Here is a 17,570-nt window from a genome sequence, read left to right as displayed (position 1 = left end):
TTTTTTAAGAATAAAGACATAAGTATTAAGACTAAAGAGCAACTTACTAGATTTATAAAATCCTTCTGTCAAACCATTACTTAAAACTTAACTGTCTTAGTTTATATTATTTTATAATAATGATCTCTTATTAATAATTTGGTGTTACTCCGCCTTTGTCGCTAGACTCATAAGCAGCCTCCACCACTAACATGGTATCCATTACATCATCTATGGAAGTATCTAACACATCTGACTCTCCGTTGGCATAACAAATTAATGATGACATAGTACCAATAAAAGCATCCGGAAACCAAGATCCTTCTAATTGCTCACTTTTCCATTCAGGCTTTTTACCTTCTTCTAAAATGCAATATTCAAAAGCATCTGGTACACCATCTGGATAATTCATTAATAAACCCATTTTTGCATAAATAGCACCCTTAGTTCCTTCCCATTTCACATAGCTTTCCTGGTGTTTATCTCCAAAAATATGATCATGATTAGTGCTGACCAAGGCTCTTAAATCATCTGCATATTCCATAATAACATTGGTACGAGTAGACGACATTTCTTTAGCAGGATGCTTTAAAGTTTTCGCCATTACACTCTTCGGATTTCCTAAAAATGAACGCACTAAATCGATATGATGAATACTGTGCTGCTGAATTTCGAGACGCGGATGATACATCACGTTAGGAAAAAGCTCCCAAGGCATATGAACCGACACTTTCACCTCCATATCATACACCTGACCTATAGCACCTTTGTTAATTAAATCGCGAGCAGCCATGATGTATGGAGCAAAACGTAATTGGCAATTTACCGCAGCAATCAGCTTTTTACGCTTACAAACTTCAATGATTTCTTGTGTCTGCTCAAAATAATCTCCCAAAGGTTTTTGAATTAACACAGGCGCTCCATCAGGTAGTTTTTCTAAAGTAGATACAAATTGATTGGGCATTAAAGTTAAATCAAAAACCGCATTTTCAGGTGCTTGCTGAATAGCATCATCAATATCTTCGAATACACGAGGGATATCAAATTTTTCTGCAATTTTCTCCGCTCTGGCCTTGGTACGATTTGTTATTCCATAAACCTCGAAACCTGCTTTTTTATAGGCAGGCATATGGGCATCATTTACAATTCCTCCAGCTCCAATAATTATGATAGGACGCGACTGCTTGGGTAGCGTATATTTATAATTTATATCCATTTGATTATAATTTATTTGCCTTCTCTTGGGCTTTATTTAAAATTTCCTCTATAGATTCATCCGTATTTATTACATCCAATACCAGTTGGTCGATGACATCTGCCACTTGCGACCAGTTTTCTTTTCGTGGTAAAGAACGTGTGTTACTATGTAACTCCTCTAATTTATGATAGTAAGGTATTTGTTCGTTCACTATTGAACTGTGCCAAGTAGATTTTCTACATCCAATTCCTCCTTCTAAAGTTAAACCTTCATCATTCTTTTTAGATACTGCAAACTGAATAAAATCGTAAGCCAATTGCTTTTGCTTAGATCCAGCACCAATCACGTACATCCAATAAGCATTTAATGAAACCTCTTGACCAGAAGGACCTGCAGGAACATTAGCCACATCTACTTTACCTGCCACCTTTGAATTTTCATCCACTTCGCAATTGGAGGCAAAGCCAAACCAATTAACCATCATGGCCAATTCACCTTGTGCAAAACTCAAGCCTAACTTAACAGAATCAAAATCGCGCGACTTAGGATGCATGGCTTTATCATTCTTCAAGGCCTTGCGATAAAATTCCATCCCTTCTATAGCCTGAGGAGAATTAAGCAAAACACCTCCATCAACCATCAACTCACCACCTCTTGTCCAAAGCTGTAAGCAAAAATCAAAAACCGTGTTATGACCATCAGGATAAGCTGCAAAGCTAGTTCCGTATAAATTTTGCTCAGGTCTATAAAAGAAAGTTGCCACTTCTAATAAATCATCCCATGTATGAGGAAGTTTTAACTCTTTGCCAAACACCTTTCTAAAGGCTTCTTTCTCCTTTTCTGACTCAAATAAATCCTTACGATAAATCAAACACTCTGGTCCGTTATGAAAAGGCAAACCCACTGTAGCATCACCAAACTGCTGTTTCTCTAGCAATGATTCTGACCAGCCTTCGGGATAGCCTTCGGGTTTAGATTTTGATATATACTGACTTAAATCGATGATGATATTGCTGGATTTGGCTTCGGTAATCCAATCGGTATTCATTAAAGCAATATCCCAATCACCATTTTTCAATCCGTCGTTTTTGATGGTAGCATCATAGAGCGGATGCAAATCCATTGGCACAGCTTCCAATTCAACATGGCAATTGTTGATTTCACAGAATTCCTTCCACATGGCATCAATTGCCCGTTCAAATGGATCATACTTTCTAACCGCTATTCGAATTTTACCTGCCATAACAATTACATTCCAAATTCACTTAATATTGCTTGCGTATGCTCACCTAAAATAGGCGAACCCAATTCTGAAGTTAAGATGTTGCCGTCAATTTTTATGGGGCATCGAGTGGTTTCATATTTATAACCATCGCTCATCTTTACCTCCTGAATCATCTTTAACACTTTAAACCCTTCTTGCTGAAACAAGCGATCCCAATTCATCACATCGGCACACCAAATGTCGGCTGGCTCTAGTACACCCAACCATTTTTCGGTAGAACCTGTTTTTAGGTGATTGGCCAATATCAACTTAATTTCATCGCGTTGCGTAAACCAACTTGCAGGCTCTGGGTAATTTTTAAGTTCTTCACACCCTAACAACTCACCCAATACCGGAATAGCTCCCATAGCCAAAGCTAAGTAGCCATCTTCAGTTTCGTAAACTCCGTATGGAGCACCTAAATAAGCATGCGCATTATTGCTTGCTGTACGTACCGTTGCTTCTCCTCCATCATGATAATAAGTGGTAATGGTTTCGAATTGAAAATCCAAAATAGATTCGAGCATACTTACGCTCACTTTTGTTCCTTCTCCCGTTTTTCCCTTTTTAACCAAAGCAGCTAAAATTCCTTGTACCAAGTGAGAACCCGTTAAAATATCAACCACCGCAATTCCCATTGGCACTGGCCCTTTATCGGCATTTCCGCTTAAGCCTGTTAATCCAGACAAAGACTGAAGCAATAAATCCTGACCAGGCTTACCTTTCCAAGGCCCTTCTGTTCCATACCCTGAAATCTCGCCATAAATAATAGATGGGTTTATTTTTTTTATGGTATCGTAATCAAAACCAAGGCGATCAATAACTCCAGGTCTGAAATTATGAACCAACACATCGGCTTTCTCCACTAATTTCAATACCATCTCTTTATCCTGGGCATTTTTCAGGTCGGCCTGAAAACTTTCTTTATTACGATTGATAGCTCTAAAAACGGATGACTCACCATTCAATTTTACATTAGAAACATATAATTGACGACAAATATCTCCCGTTTCTGGTCTCTCTACTTTAATTACCCGAGCACCTAAATCTGCCAATCGTAATGTAGCGGATGGACCCGATAAAAATTGACTTAGGTCAACTACTAATATATCTTTAAGTGTTTTCATTGACTTTATTCTATTAATACTGTTAGAATCATTCTTCGGTAAACACATCTATTATTATCTAAAACTTCTTTTACTAAGTGTTAAATATAATCTTTGCTCAAGCCACAAGGGCTTTTACTTTTTTTCTACAGACAAAAAAAGATAAACAAAAAAGCCCGCCGACTACACCACTCGCTTACCCACTATTTTCAATATTTTGAGGCAAAAAGAACTCCTTACAGTCAAACAGCTTTTTGCCTTTTCAAAATCACGAAAAGTGGGTCCCAAGCTCGTTGCTGATGTCGGTTACTTTACTTGCACCCATGCAAAAACAAAACGTATTTACCTTTAACATCCTACTATAAATTAAACTCATTAATAATGCTTTGCGTATGCTCACCTACTCTAGGTGCAGCTTTATCAGCATAAATAGGTTCATCGTTTAAACGAATAGGAGAACGCGTAGTGTGTACCTCTTCACCATTACTCAACTTCACTTTTTGATCCATACCTAACACTTTATATCCCTCATGATTTAACAACTTTTGATAGTCATAAACATCAGCACACCAAATATCTGCAGGTTCTAAAATACTTAACCATTCTTCGCTTGTTTTTTGGGCAAAAAACGCAGCTAGTATTTCCATAATTTCTTCTCGCTTCTCAAACCACGATTCTTCTGTTGAATATTTATTCAACTCCGTGCATCCTATAATATCAGCTAGTTTATCCATAGGAACCATAGCCATAGAAAGATAACCATCCTTGGTTTTATATACTCCATAAGGTGCACTTAGATAAGCATGTGCATTTCCTTGTTTGGCGCGAATAGGAGGTTTATTGCCATCATTTAAATAAGTGCTGATTACCTCAAATTGCAAATCAAGCATCGACTCCAGCAAACTTACTTCAACTAATGCTCCTTTACCTGTTTTTCCTCTGCGAACCAAAGCAGATAAAATTCCTTGAACAAAGTGAGAACCGCATAAAATATCAGCAATAGCTAGTCCCATTGGCGTAGGATTATCATCAGCATCTCCCGTTAAATGGGCTAAACCCGACATACTTTGAGCCAACAAATCCTGACCTGGTTTACCTACCCACGGCCCCTCTGTTCCATACCCAGTTACCGATGCATAAACAATACGATCATTAATAGCCTTGACCACTTCATAATTCAAACCAATCTTCTCCATCACGCCAGGACGAAAATTATGTGTCATCACGTCGGCTTGAGCTATCAATTGTTTTACGCGCGCTAAATCGTCTGCATCTTTCAGGTTAGCAGCATACGATTCTTTGTTTCTGTTAACCGTATGAAAAACCAGACTACTACCATCAACAAACAAGTTTTTAATGGCAATTTGTCTTCCTCCTTCTCCGTGATTTGGACGCTCGATTTTAATAACACGTGCCCCTAAATCGGCCATCTTTAGGCCTGCTGATGGGCCTGCCATAAACTGGCAGAATTCCAACACTAATATCCCATCCAATGGTTTGCTACTACTCATCTTATTTAAGTGATTGTTTATATAAGTTATTCAACTCATCCAATAAAGATTTGGCATTTCCACCTTTCATCATAAACTCACGAATTGGCGCTCCAGCTCTATCCTGAAAGTACATGTGCCCATGATATCTCGGACGTAAAAACGCTCTATCTAAAGCTGGTAAAGTATCCTTAAAGAAATCCATACACTGACTATTTACTCTATCATCAGTCCATGCTTTTCTATGACCAGGTTGTCCGCCATTGTCAAAGAAGATACCTTTTTGCGTATCCAAGGAACCAGCATACTCAACAAACTTAGCCGCCATTTCCATCGATTTACATTGAGATGAAACCGCCAAGCCAGTACCTCCTAAGGTAGTGATTAACTTTTGACCATCAATGTCCACCATATCATGAAACTTCAATAAATTCTTTGCATATCCAATTTTTGAATAATTAGAATATCCATATGCAAAAGGTGTATACAAATAATCATCACCTGAACTCATGGCTTCAAATACTTTGATAGGATTCCAATCGTAACTTTCACTTCTGATATTTTTACCCAACTCGCGCAACATCTCTAAAGCTTTTATACCTATTCCTTCAGAAATTACATGCTCTTCAGAAGTACATACATCCTCACCTAAAGTGGAACATATCATATAAAAACTCATTAAAGTATCCTGTGGAATACCAGGAATAGCCACTTTACCTGTTTTTGAAAGTTCTACTAAATCGGCATATGTTGTTGGCAATTCAAGTCCTTCTTTTTTAAATAAATCAGGTCTGCTAGCTGCAACAGGCGTTGCTGCATCAATAGCTAAAGCCCACTGGTGATTATTAAAAGAATAACTCTCGTGCGATTTAGCCACTGAATTATCCGCTAAATCCTTCATAAAAGGCACTGGCAACATCGTATCCAAAGCTTTAATCACTTCAGTACGTGCAGCAAAACCTGCCCATGGATGATCAATAATCAAGAAATCGTAACGCTTCGCCAGTTGATCTATAGGCTCATCTGCAAATGCTTGCAACGATCGCTTTTCCCACGAAATCTCCACACCTGGATTCAGCTCCTCAAAACGCTGTGATACAGCTACGACTGAAGTAAACCCTCTACTATGATTCCAAGTAATTCCCTTTAACTTTAAATTTTCTGCACTCATTTTGTATATATTTATTTTTTTTAATGTCCTATTGTATCTACTCCCATGCTACTACCGTAGGTCATGGTTATAAATGATATGATTAAAACCAGTAATGCTAAAAGTAGCGTTCGATAAGTTCGTTTCGAAACCTGCGACCATTCCTTCATCACGATACCTACTATGTAACTAAAGAAGATAAGCATAGACATGTGTATTACCCAGCTGGCAAACTTGAAAGCCCCCATACGCACATGTGCCATATTATAGAAAAAGAACTGTCCGTACCATAAAGCACCACTGATTACTGACATCACAATATTGATGGTTAGCACTTTTACGCCCAGCGACTTTACATCAACTATTTCTTTAAGCGTTTTTTGTTTGATGCCAACAATAACAAACCATATTAAATTAGTAACAAACGCTCCAATGGTAGACAACATTAAATTGGCATTTCCTTCGAAGTGACCAGCACCTTGCTCTCCTGCTATTTCAGCTATGGGAGCACCTAATTCTAACGAAATTCCGAAAACGGCAGATAATACACCAGCAATAATAGTTAGAGTAAATCCTTTTTTCATGTTAAAACTTGGAGCTGCTTCACCATCCGAAGCTTGATCCTTTAAATCCTTCTCTTTACGATAACCAGAAACACCACATAAGGTAATCCCGATTAAGGCCAAAAACATACCTAAGAAAATGATTTTACCACCTGGCTCATTATACTTTTCAATCAGTTGACCATGCATTAACAAAGGCACAATGGTTCCAAGAATAGCAGATATACCAATAGATATAGTATAAGTTAGAGAGTAACCAATATGCTTGATAGCATAACCAAAACTCATTCCTCCAAAACCATAAATGGATCCTAACAGCATGACATAAAAGATGACATCTTTAGGCGATTGCACCAATACCTCTAGCAAATTAGGTACAGTAATAAATCCAACAACCACTGGAAAAATTAGCCATGCAAATGCTACTTGCACCAACCAATACGAGTTCCAGGACCAACTTTTTACTTTTTGAAATGGAACATAACATGTAGAAGCTGAAACGCCACCAATAGCATGTAACGCTGTTCCGATAATAGGATTTGACTGAATCATATTTTATATTTGAATACTTTATTTATATTTGAAACAAAGTAATAGAATAAATACCCAACAACCAAATAAATCCTTTATACTAATACGACTACTTAATAAGTAACATACAGCCATTACTTATCACCCAACCAACTCTTCAGATATGGTGCATAGTATAAGATTTAAGAACTTTTGATTCACTTTTAAGACAGCTATTTCCCACCCAAAAACAAAAGCACTTTTAACACAAATTCTAAAAACAAGTAGAAAAAAGATAAAAATAGGACAGTCAAAAAAGGTAGTAAAAGGTCATTTTTGACCTAAAGGTGCTTATCTCGAATATAAAATAACGAGCAAAAAGCAAGTTGTAGAAATAAAAAAAGACATTAGTTAAATACTAATGCCTTCGTAAAATATAGTGTTGTTCTGTTTACAAACTAATCTTGTTCAGGTTTAAGCCTTCGCTTTGAACGGAACGTGCAAATTTAACTGCAGGCTTACCAAACACCATCATATAACCTATCTCATGGTCTTCAGGAATTCCAATAGCCACTTTTAATTCTGGTGCAATTTGGTCAAACACCACTTTTGCTAAACCATCCCATAAGGTTCCCAACCCCATAGAATTAGCCATTAGCTCAAAATAACTTAACGATATCACACAATCCGATGGTCCGTTTGAATTAGCTTTTGGAGCAGATGCGACTATAAAGTGTGGTGCATCTCTAAATAATATATCAATGCCCTTATCTGCCCATAGTGTTTGAAAATTACCAAACATAGCCAAAGCAGGAGCAAGCTCTCCAGCCTCCTTTACCTTTTTAATACCATCATACACCAAACTTCTTACTTTCGAAAGTTCCTCTTTGGTATATGCTACAGAAAGTAATACTTGATTTTTATTGTGTCCTGTTGGGGCATAAGCAGTTGTCTCAATCAGCTCTTGTAATTGCGCTTGCTCTAATTCATCTTTCTTGAATTTTCTGATTGAACGACGTGTTTTAACCAACTTACCCAAATCCTCAAACGAAGGAATTTGCTTATCAACAGTTACGCTATCATCAGGATTTTTACCCCAAATAGATAATGCAGCCGTAGGACACACCGCCAAACAATGCTGACACTTTATACAGTTTTTTTCTTTCCCTTCTTTTATCTCGGGAACCCCGTTTTTACCGTTAATAATTAAAGTAGGACACTCCTTTGAACAGATACCACATTGGGTACATCTTTCCTCATCTATCTTAAAATCAATCATGCTATCCTAATTGTATTTCATTAGCATAATAAAAACTCAATTCGGCTTCTTTTGCAAACCAATCTTTAGAAACTTCCATAAAATCAGCAATGTGAGCTGTTGCCAAATGAGCCTCTAATTTCTCTTTCGTTTCCCATTTTTCAAATAAGAAATACTCGCTATCCCCTTTAGGGTATATATCATAAGCTATACATCCATCCTCCACTTTGGTTTTTTCGGCCAATGTATTAAATGCCTTTTTAAAGTCTGCTTGATGATTTTCTTTTGGTGCAAAATTAACTGCTACTATAATCATGTTTATATATTTTATTGGGTTTGAATATGAAAGCAAAGGTGCGAAAAAATCAGTTTATTTTCGCCTTTACCAAACCGCCTAGTTTATCTAATAAAGCTCGTCCAGTTTTTAGTTTCTTGCTCCGGTGCTTGTACTTTTCCTTTACCGTACTCCATTAGCTCTAATAAATAAGCCATGTTTTTGCCTAGAATCCTCATAATTTGCACACCTTCCTCATCTTGATGAACATCTCCAGGTACAGTACCATGAATTACATTCCAATAATTGGCGGTTGGTAACATCATTTCAGAATAGTTCAAATAATTATTCATTTCGTTAAAGGTTGGCAAACCTCCTGAACGCCTAACGGCCGCAATAGAAGCTCCAACTTTGTGACGAAATAAATTTCCGTTAGAACCAGAAACATAAAAAGCTCTATCTAAAAATGACTTCATATTGGCACTTAAGGATGCAAAATGAACTGGCGAGCCCAATAAAACACCATCAGCATCTTTCATTTTTTGAATCCAAACATTTACATCATCACCTTTAATAATACATTTTTCATCTTTGTTTTCGCGGCACTTACCACAAGCCAAACAAGCTTTAATGCCTCTATTACCAAGATGAACTATTTCCGTTTCAATACCTTTGGCCTCTAATTGCTCGCAAACTATATTTAAAGCATGCCAAGTATTCCCTTCTTTTTTAGGGCTTCCATTAAATGCTACTACTTTCATTTGTTTATTATTTTATCTGGATAATCTGGTGAAAGACAAAATTAAGGAAACATATTCAAATAGCTAACGAAAGAAGTTAATTGCATTCAAAATCCACTCGACCAAATATTTTTCTATTCGTGCAAAACTTAAAACTACATCTCTGTTAACTGTTGCTTTACATCCGTTCTATAACTTCGCCCAATGGTTAATGTAAATACGCCTACCTCTACTTCTGAATAAGAGTGACTCAGGATTTTGCTTTTATTAATGATGTATGAACGATGTATTCTGATAAACATATCTGGCAAACTTTCATTTAATTTACTGATTTTTTCCTTACTAGTAAACGCTCCGTTGGTAGTATTTATCTTGATATAATCCGAAAGACTTTCGATATAAATAATTTCATCATACGGTATTTTTAATAACTTTCTGTTCGATTTTATTTCCAGCACTGCCGTTTTCATTTTCTCCTTTTCCTCTAATAGAGCTTTAACAAGTGCTTGACTTTCTTTTATCTGTTTTATCATTAGTAAAACAGAGCCAATAAAAACTAGTAAATAAAGAATAACAGCTAATAGAACAGTGTCGGAAGCATTCGGCGGGAAACCTTTAAAACTATAATTACCAAGATACACATAGGCAAACATGATAACTATGGATTCAAGATACAAGGAGCACACCATAGTATAAAAAGTGTACAAACTAAATTTTAAATATTTTTTTGGAATAAAAAAACGAGGAACTAAGATGTAGTTAAAGAAATAAGAAGTTCCGAGAACAATAGGTAATAACATACATACAAAATAGAATGCAGCCATAGAATTCCCCCATGAACTTCCGAATACAAGAGTAATTGTTATCAGAACAAGAAACCAATATATAATATGGTAATATGGATTTGAAGATTTTACTGTCATGCTTGCTGTTTTTTTTACAATACAACTCAAATTTCTGTAAAATTTTGAATAATAAATAATTTCGTCGACAAACAACACACTTTAAGCTGGATTCGACCTTGCAGTAAACTGCTATTTGCTCTTACTTTGTATGTAAAGATTACCTTAGTATACTCTTTTACAAGTCGACTTAATGTATGATAAGGTTTTATTGTATAACTTTTAAATTAAAAAGAAATGATAGAATTATTTTATAAAGGCGGTCCCTTATTTATGGGAATATTATCTATTTTATTTATAAGCATGGTGGTATGGATGATATTCCACCTTACTCAAAGCTCAAGCTCCGAAAATAACAAAGAGCAAACTTTAAGAAATTTCAACTATGGTCGTTCCATCGGCTTATTGGCTCTAATCATTGGAATTTTAGGGCAATTGATTGGTTTCTATTCTGCCCTATCGGCCATGGAATTACATGATGTTTCTCCAACTATGGTAGTTGCAGGCATTAAAGTATCCATGATAACTACTTTATATGGTATGCTTATATATATTATCTCGTTACTGTTGTGGTTTGGTTTTAGCCAGATGATAGAACGTAAATAACCATGATTAATGAAGAAGAAATATTATTTTGCAATGATATATTTCTTCTTCATATCTCCTGAAAAAATACAGTTTATCACACTTACCTAAAATCATTATAACTAGGCGATAACAGCCAACGCTAACAACACCTTATTAACTATTTTTAATTCCGTTACAATGAATAAAAAAAATAAGCTTATTTTGCATTCGCTTAACGAATAATTAATGGAATCGATTAACTATATAGAAAGAAGTACAAATACGCAAAAAAAGGAGGAGATTGTAGGCAAAGGGGCTCTTAACTGGCTGTATTACACACCTGGTGGCAAAATTACTCTACACATGCTTTTAAAACGCAAATTTGCTTCTACAGTGGTTGGTCATTTTATGAGTAGTCCATTATCAACTCATCAGGTTAGAAAATTCATTAGAAAATATAAGATTGACCTATCGCAATACCATAATGAGAATGGTTACAGATGTTTTAATGACTTTTTCTATCGTAAACTAAAAGATGGTCAGCGCCTTATTGGAGATGCGCTTGTTTCTCCTGCCGATGGAAAAGTGTTGGCTTTTCAGGATATTGATCACGTGCCTTCTTTCTTTATTAAAGGCTCGGAATTTAAACTTCATGAATTTTTAAACGACGAACATCTGGCTAAGAAATACGAAGGTGGATCTATGGTTATTATTCGATTAGCCCCTACCGACTATCATCGTTTTCATTTTCCAGTGAATGGGATTGCTTCTGAAGCTAGATCCTTAAAAGGAAGATATTTCTCTGTTTCGCCAGTAGCCATGAAAAAAAGCATCAAAATTCTTGTTCAGAACAGAAGGGTTTTTAGCACCATTCAATCGGATAATTATGGCGATGTTATTATGGCAGAGATTGGTGCTGCCTTGGTGGGTAGTATTAAACAAACCTACGAACCAAATTCAAAAATTGAAAAAGGTACAGAAAAGGGTTATTTTGCTTACGGAGGATCTACCGTTGTTTTATTCTTTGAAAAAGGTAAAGTAAGCATCGATAAAGATTTACTTGAAAACACCAGAAATCACCTTGAAACAGAAGTGAAGATGGGTGAGAATATCGGACGATAATACCAACTGCAAATATAATGTACCTCGTTGCAAAAAAAAGCACCCTTAAACTAAGGATGCTTTGAAATATCTTGAAGTACTTTTCTTCGCTTTTACAGACTAAAAATAGTCATCTCCAATATGTTTTTTCTGTGTTTTATGCTTCTTATTGTTGAAGGTATAACTTATGCCTAGCTCTACAATCTGTCCTTCATAATCGTAAACGTAATCTCGACGCAATAAAATCTGTTCTCCCTCATAAGCAGCCAAATAACCTCCAGCCTGATTTGTTCCCAGAACATCTAGCATTTTTGCTGAGAAAGTCCAACCTCGAAGGCTCTTTGGTTTATAATTTATAGCTGCGTTTAACGCCTCAAACTGTAAGCTTTCTCCTTGAGGATTTACAGAGCCTGACTTGATTGAATAGTCAACTGTCAGTTTTAAAGGTGCAGTAACCATCCACGACGCATTTGTTTTAACATTCCAGTTGGTACTGCGGCTATCCCTGCTTTCACCCAACAGTTCATCATCTGCAATAACCTGAAAGTCGTACAAAGCACCACCAACAAATAGTTTAACCTTACTCGCTATATCAAAATTAAAACCTACTTCTGCTCCTAAAGCCTGCTGGTTTCCTGCATTGGTGTAACTACGCAAAAGAACGCCTCCAGGATTACCCATATCGTAGGCCACCCTATTCACTCGGTAAATAGCATTCTCAACTCCACGATAAAAGCCCGTTAAGGTCATATTGTTCTTTCCAAAATTACGTACATAGTTCAGCTCTGCATTTATGCTATATTCTGGTTCCAACAGAGGATCTCCCATCTCGTAAATCTCCTGGTGGCGACGATATAAAAATGGTGCCATGTCTTTAGCTGGCGGACGATTAATACGGCGACTGGCAGCCAAGGAAATACTATTTAATTCGTCCATAGTGTACTTGGCGTGCAAAGTCGGAAATAAATCGAACTTACGTTGTTCAAAATCTTTTTGATAAAAATCACGTCCATCACCCACTTCACCAAAGTAACCATACACGTATTCAAAATACTCTGTACTAGCTACATTCATCAATTGATCCATATACTCTGCACGCAGACCCAAAATATAATCCAGTTTCCCACTCTTTCCTTCATAATCAACATAAGCTGAATAAATATCCCTTTTTAGATCGATGCTATTATCATAACTCTCAATGCTTGGATCTCCCCAATAATCATTACCAATTATCGTATCGTATGCAAACTCACCATCCAAACGAATCCATTGAGGCTGAACACCTGTATTAATCTTATCGCCATTATCAAAAGTATGCTGATAATCAAACACAAATCGATAGGCATCTAAAGGTGTTTCATCACTTTGAAAAGAATGAAATTCAGGTGTATCATTATAATAATAGCGATCTCCATCATAATCAAACTCCTTGTTATCAATCGTTTGTTCTAGGTTAGAAGTTTCGTATATAAAAGAAGTGCTCCATTTAGACTGATCGTTGATTTTATGCATGTAATCCAAATTCAGGTTACTAAACCAACCATCACGATGAATGTCATTCGGGTTATAGATATTCTGCATAGTACCGTCATAAGGCTCTCCGTCAGGAGTATCGGCAAAATAAGCTTCATATACATAGTTTGCAGTACGACCACTGGTACGTTTAGAATATTGATAACTAGCAGCGATTTCTGAATTTTCGTTGATTTGATAATTAACACCAAAATTTGCCATCATATTGGTATACCATTTAGGACGCGATCCCTCACCTTTTAATACATAGTAACTTCCAGGATAACCGCTTACCGATTCGTCGGGGTGCTGATAAATATAAGGATCGATAATACCGACCCCTTTATTATTTCGCGACTGCATTGTAAGCGCACCACTTAGCGACAACTTATTCTTATTATACAATACACTCACACTCCCATTATAACGGTTGTTATCTAGTTCCTGGTTACTGTATATATCATCGTCATTAGTCCAAGGAGTACCACCTATCATACCACTTCCTACTATTGATAAACCATCCGTAGCTCCCTTTTGAGTTGTTATATTAATAATACCACCCTTTCCTTGTGCATCATATCGCGCTCCAGGAACCGTAATAATTTCTATATCCTTGATTTGTCCAGCAGGCAATTGGCTTAATACATCACTGGCACTGGTTTGTGTAGGTTTACCATTTATATAAACCAAAAAATCACCTGTGCCACGCACAGAAACCGTACCCTCTGCATCTACAGATACCGCAGGTAACTTATCTAATATGTCCACCGCGGTTCCTCCTTCTGCTGTTGCAAAATCCTGCGCTCTATAGGTTTTTCTATCTATTTTAGTAGATGCTGTATTAGCCATGGCTGCCACTTCCACTTCGCCAATTGCTATACTACTAGGTGCAATAGCAAAATTGCCTATATTTATTCTAGGCTTATCTGAAGAAACAACTACATTTTTAATGGTATCTGTTTTATAGCCAATAAATGATACTACCACATTGTATGTTCCATGCTGAAGGTCATTTATTTTAAACTCTCCATCATTATCAGTAACAGTCCCAATAGGTAATACTTGGTTACTTTTTAAAAGAGATACTGTAGCGAAGGGAAATTTCTCTCCACTTTCCGCATCTATTACAGCTCCCTTAATGCTTCCATTTTTTTGAGCGTTAGTTAAACTCAATACAGCAAAAGCAAATACAATTAGTGTTAATAATTTTTTATACATTTTATTTTATAATTTTCGATGTGCTTGCAAAGCTACCATACCCTTGTTAATAGCTATGGTATATTTTAACCTGATTATGGTATAATTGTTTATTGTTATATTATTTCAGCTTATCTCTAAATTCTCCTGGTGTAAGATTTGACTTAGTTTTAAAGAACTTTACAAAGTGAGAAGGGTCGTTAAAGCTCAAATGATACGCAATTTCGGAAATGGAATTATTGGTATGTTTTAACAATCGCTTGCTTTCCACAATAATTCGCTCATTAATTAATGAGGAAGCCGACCTCCCTGTTTCTTTTTTGCAGATATTGTTTAAACTTCGCTTACTTAACAAAAGCTTATCCGAATAAAAATCAAGTGTTTTCTCAGATAAATAATGACTATCTATTAGTTTACGATAGTTTAAAATGGTAGGATGAATATCTATTTGTTTGATACCCCTATCAACAGGTAGTTCCGCTATCTTCCATAAAATAATATTCAGGTAAGATTTTAAGATATTTACATTGGGCTGAGGACGTTGATACTCCTCCATCATTAATTGAAACTCCTGATTAAAATTAACCGGCTGGTTAATGAGTTTATACTTTGTTGCTAACTCTGAAAGTTTTAATTTAACATCTGCAAAATCACTTAAAAACTCTTCCTTAAAAATACAAACATAACCTTTGGGTATTTTAGAAAATTCCCAGCAATGTACATGCCCCGGAGACATATAAAAAAGCATAGGAGGTTCAACACTGTAATTATTCTCATCAATGATATGAACCCCCGCTCCATCTGTCAAATAAATAATCTCGAAATAGCCTTCATGCTTATGCGGAACGGTGGGTTTAATCACCTCCTTCATGCGGCTAATCTTAAACTTTTTATTCAGTTCTATCTTCCTATTTACCTTGATTGGCTCCATAACGAGCGCAAATATATACAATCAAGTAATCTATAGCTTAAATGAATTGCATAAATGTACTTGAGAAGACAAAATAACCACTTACAATTACATTGGTATTTACTATACTTTTTCTAACATTAAATTTCTTTACATAGAAAACCCTTATACTACTAAACCATTGATTCTGATTAAGAAACTTCACATTTTGCTCAAGCCGCAAGGGCTTTTACTTTAGTTCACTAAATCAATAATTTATTGTGTTCATGATTTCCGCCATGCTTCAATTCTTCCTTCTGTCGAAGAAAGTATACAAAGAAGACCGCCGACGACACCACTCATTTACCCACTACTTCCTTTATTTTGAGACAGAAAGAACTCGCTGCGCTCAAACAGTTTTCTGCCTTTTCAAAAGTAAAGCAAAGTGGATCCCAAGTTACGTTGCTAAAGTCGGAAAGAAGAACAATAATTATCCTAAAATTACTTTTACCAATTAGTATATGAACCGTCTTTTTTATGCAGACGAGGAATTTCTACAGGTTTAAACTCTTGTTTACTGGCTAATTCTTCATTAAACTCCACTCCAAGTCCAGGCTCCGTGGGGAGTTTATAACGTGGGCCTTCCAATTGGGGTTGCACGGGATAAAATGCTTTGTCGTTCGTTCCCATATTCTCAGCGGGTGTATTTACCTCCTCTAACCAACTAAAATTAGTACAGGCCGCTGCCACATGAATGGTTGCTGCTGTACAAATTGAACCCAATGGATTATGCGGCATCAAATCGATATAATGAGCCTCGGCCATGGCAACTACTTTCATTGATTCCGTTATTCCACCTACGTTGCAAACATCAATTCGGGCATACTGGGTAATATTTCTTTCGAGATAAGGAAGAAATTGCCACTTACTTGCAAATTCCTCTCCAATAGCAAAGGGAACATCAATCATCTTTCGCAAACTTTCATAAGCTTCTGGCGATTCATCACGAATGGGCTCTTCAATAAAATCGATGGTTCCGCGAGGCATGCGCTGCATAAACGAGTATGTTTCAGCTGCAGTTAAACGATGATGATAATCAATACCAATGGTAATTTCCGGGCCTACTTCCTGACGAAGTTTAGTCAACCAATCGGCCAGTATTACAATAGACTCTCTGGGTTCAAAATACCCTTTACTGTCGGCTTCAAATTCGGCAGGAGCCAAACGAAAAATTTTCCATCCTTCTTTTTTTAGGATGCGTGCCTTCTCCATTAAATCATCGAAAGTACGAAAGCGCAATGATGCAAAACAGTCTATATAATCACGTTGTTTTCCTCCTAATAAATCATAAACAGGTACTCCTAAAGCTTTGGCTTTAATATCGTGTAAAGCAATATCAATGGCCGAAATAGCTGCCGTTAATACTCTGCCTCCTTCAAAATACTGACCTCGGTATAAATCTTGCCATATAGCGCCAATGTGCAAAGGACTTTTACCCACAAGCAAAGACCTGAAATGCTCAATAGCACCCACTACTGCCAACTCTCTTCCCGAAAGACCGGAACATCCCCAACCGTATATTCCATTACTGGTTTCTACTTTTACAATTAATTGACTTCCTGAACCTACATTGGTAGGAAAACATTTTATATCTGTGATTTTCATGACGATTTAATTTCGTTTTTATATCTAATACTATACATAAGTACTTTGTTTGTCTCGAGCCGACGAGCTTTTACTTTTTCGCTACAGCTCAAAAAACTAAAGAAAAAGAGCCGCCACTGACACAGGGCAAATGCATTTAAAATATCATTTACTTAAAATAACTCATTTCAAGTAAAAACACTTTCCTCTGCTTGAGCCGCAGGGG

At 36.5% G+C, this 17,570-nt stretch carries 15 protein-coding genes; 2 read left to right on the top strand and 13 right to left on the bottom strand.

Annotation, left to right across the window (positions count from 1 at the left end; genetic code table 11):
• Positions 1–130: 130 nt before the first annotated feature.
• From A8L32_RS06745 to A8L32_RS06700, 10 genes are all read right to left on the bottom strand, one after another.
• Positions 131–1,195: a Gfo/Idh/MocA family protein gene (locus A8L32_RS06745; protein WP_075590232.1), complete on the bottom strand. Its 1,065-nt coding sequence runs from the start codon at positions 1,193–1,195 to the stop codon at positions 131–133.
• Between the two features lie 4 nt (positions 1,196–1,199).
• Positions 1,200–2,420: an ABC transporter substrate-binding protein gene (locus tag A8L32_RS06740; protein ID WP_075590231.1), complete on the bottom strand. Its 1,221-nt coding sequence runs from the start codon at positions 2,418–2,420 to the stop codon at positions 1,200–1,202.
• 5 nt (positions 2,421–2,425) lie between these two features.
• Positions 2,426–3,568, bottom strand: coding sequence for a CaiB/BaiF CoA transferase family protein (locus A8L32_RS06735; protein WP_075590230.1), 1,143 nt, complete (start codon positions 3,566–3,568; stop codon positions 2,426–2,428).
• Positions 3,569–3,906: 338 nt separating this feature from the next.
• Complete coding sequence (locus A8L32_RS06730; protein ID WP_075590229.1) at positions 3,907–5,058, bottom strand: CaiB/BaiF CoA transferase family protein; 1,152 nt, start codon at positions 5,056–5,058, stop codon at positions 3,907–3,909.
• Between the two features lies 1 nt (position 5,059).
• Positions 5,060–6,208: an extracellular solute-binding protein gene (locus tag A8L32_RS06725; RefSeq protein WP_075590228.1), complete on the bottom strand. Its 1,149-nt coding sequence runs from the start codon at positions 6,206–6,208 to the stop codon at positions 5,060–5,062.
• 20 nt (positions 6,209–6,228) lie between these two features.
• The gene (locus tag A8L32_RS06720) at positions 6,229–7,302 is read right to left on the bottom strand and encodes an L-rhamnose/proton symporter RhaT (RefSeq protein WP_075590227.1); all 1,074 of its coding nucleotides are present in this window, start codon (positions 7,300–7,302) and stop codon (positions 6,229–6,231) included.
• Positions 7,303–7,711: 409 nt separating this feature from the next.
• Positions 7,712–8,539, bottom strand: a complete 828-nt coding sequence (locus A8L32_RS06715) for a nitroreductase family protein (protein ID WP_075590226.1) — start codon at positions 8,537–8,539, stop codon at positions 7,712–7,714.
• Position 8,540: 1 nt separating this feature from the next.
• A complete protein-coding gene (locus A8L32_RS06710) occupies positions 8,541–8,834 on the bottom strand; it encodes a putative quinol monooxygenase (protein ID WP_075590225.1) in 294 nt (97 codons plus the stop codon).
• A gap of 83 nt (positions 8,835–8,917) precedes the next feature.
• Positions 8,918–9,553, bottom strand: a complete 636-nt coding sequence (locus A8L32_RS06705; protein ID WP_075590224.1) for a flavodoxin family protein — start codon at positions 9,551–9,553, stop codon at positions 8,918–8,920.
• A gap of 134 nt (positions 9,554–9,687) precedes the next feature.
• Positions 9,688–10,455 carry a LytR/AlgR family response regulator transcription factor gene (locus A8L32_RS06700; RefSeq protein WP_075590223.1) on the bottom strand — a complete coding sequence of 256 codons (768 nt, stop codon included), beginning with the start codon at positions 10,453–10,455 and terminating at the stop codon, positions 9,688–9,690.
• A gap of 216 nt (positions 10,456–10,671) precedes the next feature.
• Here A8L32_RS06700 and A8L32_RS06695 point away from each other — a divergent pair, with 216 nt between their 5' ends.
• Both A8L32_RS06695 and A8L32_RS06690 read left to right on the top strand, forming a co-directional pair.
• Positions 10,672–11,040: a MotA/TolQ/ExbB proton channel family protein gene (locus A8L32_RS06695; protein WP_075590222.1), complete on the top strand. Its 369-nt coding sequence runs from the start codon at positions 10,672–10,674 to the stop codon at positions 11,038–11,040.
• 207 nt (positions 11,041–11,247) lie between these two features.
• Positions 11,248–12,123 (top strand): phosphatidylserine decarboxylase, encoded by an 876-nt coding sequence (locus tag A8L32_RS06690; protein ID WP_075590221.1) that lies wholly within the window; start codon positions 11,248–11,250, stop codon positions 12,121–12,123.
• Between the two features lie 99 nt (positions 12,124–12,222).
• Here the strand turns inward: A8L32_RS06690 and A8L32_RS06685 are convergent, their stop codons facing one another.
• The 3 genes from A8L32_RS06685 to A8L32_RS06675 form a co-directional block, all read right to left on the bottom strand.
• Entirely contained in the window at positions 12,223–14,832 is a 2,610-nt protein-coding gene (locus A8L32_RS06685; protein ID WP_075590220.1) for a TonB-dependent receptor, read from the bottom strand.
• A gap of 100 nt (positions 14,833–14,932) precedes the next feature.
• A complete protein-coding gene (locus tag A8L32_RS06680; RefSeq protein ID WP_075590219.1) occupies positions 14,933–15,742 on the bottom strand; it encodes an AraC family transcriptional regulator in 810 nt (269 codons plus the stop codon).
• Between the two features lie 465 nt (positions 15,743–16,207).
• Positions 16,208–17,365 (bottom strand): mandelate racemase/muconate lactonizing enzyme family protein, encoded by a 1,158-nt coding sequence (locus A8L32_RS06675; protein WP_075590218.1) that lies wholly within the window; start codon positions 17,363–17,365, stop codon positions 16,208–16,210.
• Positions 17,366–17,570 lie beyond the last annotated feature (205 nt).

This window comes from Labilibacter marinus, assembly GCF_001659685.2.
Lineage (GTDB): Bacteria > Bacteroidota > Bacteroidia > Bacteroidales > Marinilabiliaceae > Saccharicrinis > Saccharicrinis marinus.
Note: the sequence above shows the minus strand (reverse complement) of the source record. Positions and strands in the feature narration are given on the sequence as shown.